1 protein-coding gene and 1 pseudogene are annotated in these 648 nt (G+C 67.9%); both read right to left on the bottom strand.

The genetic code is table 11. The annotated features are described in order from the left end of the window. On the bottom strand, positions 1-214 hold a 214-nt coding region (locus DUGA2_RS34735), incomplete at its 3' end, for a hypothetical protein (RefSeq protein WP_286162335.1). A 20-nt stretch (positions 215-234) separates the two neighbouring features. Beyond that, a pseudogene (locus DUGA2_RS34730) lies at positions 235-648 on the bottom strand (heme utilization protein); the annotation flags it as partial.

The following is a 648-nucleotide window of genomic DNA, read 5'->3' as shown; positions in this document are numbered from 1 at the left end:
CCTGGATGTTGGCCGTGGTGATGGCGGCGATCTGGCCGGTGGTCAGGTTGGACAGCTGGTCGGTGGTCAGCGCCGCCAGTTGGCCGGTTTTCAGCGCGGCGATGATGGCGGTTTTCAGGCCGATGATGTCGGCCGTTTCGATGGCGGCGATGTCGGTGGTCGACAGCGCGCTGAACTGCGCGGTGTTGAAGGCGCCGAACTGGTTCGAGCTCATCGCGACGATCTGGTCGGTGGTCAGCCCGAGGCCAGGTTGGCGGTGGTCATCGCGGCGAATTGCGCGGTGCTCATGGCGGTGATCTGGTCGGTGGTCAGCGCGGCGGTCTGCTGCGTGGTGAAGGCGGCGACGGCGGCGGTTTTCAGCGCGCCGATGTCGGCCGTTTCAATCGCGGCGATCTGGGTGCTGCTCATGCCGGCGACCTGGGCGCTGGTGAGCGCGCCGATCTGGCCCGAGCCCAGCGCGACGATCTGGTCGGTGGTCAGGGCCTTGGCCTGGTTGGTCGACAGGCCGGCGATGGCGGCGGTTTTCAGCGCACCGATGTCGGCCGTTTCGATGGTGGCGATGTCCAGCGTGCTCATGGCGGCCACCTGGGCCGAGCTCAGCGTGCCGACCTGCTGCGACGACAGCGCGACGACCTGGTCGGTGGTCAG

Origin of the sequence: Duganella sp. HH101, from assembly GCF_001758795.1 — a bacterium.
Taxonomy (GTDB): domain Bacteria; phylum Pseudomonadota; class Gammaproteobacteria; order Burkholderiales; family Burkholderiaceae_D; genus Rugamonas; species Rugamonas rivuli.
Note: the sequence above shows the minus strand (reverse complement) of the source record. Positions and strands in the feature narration are given on the sequence as shown.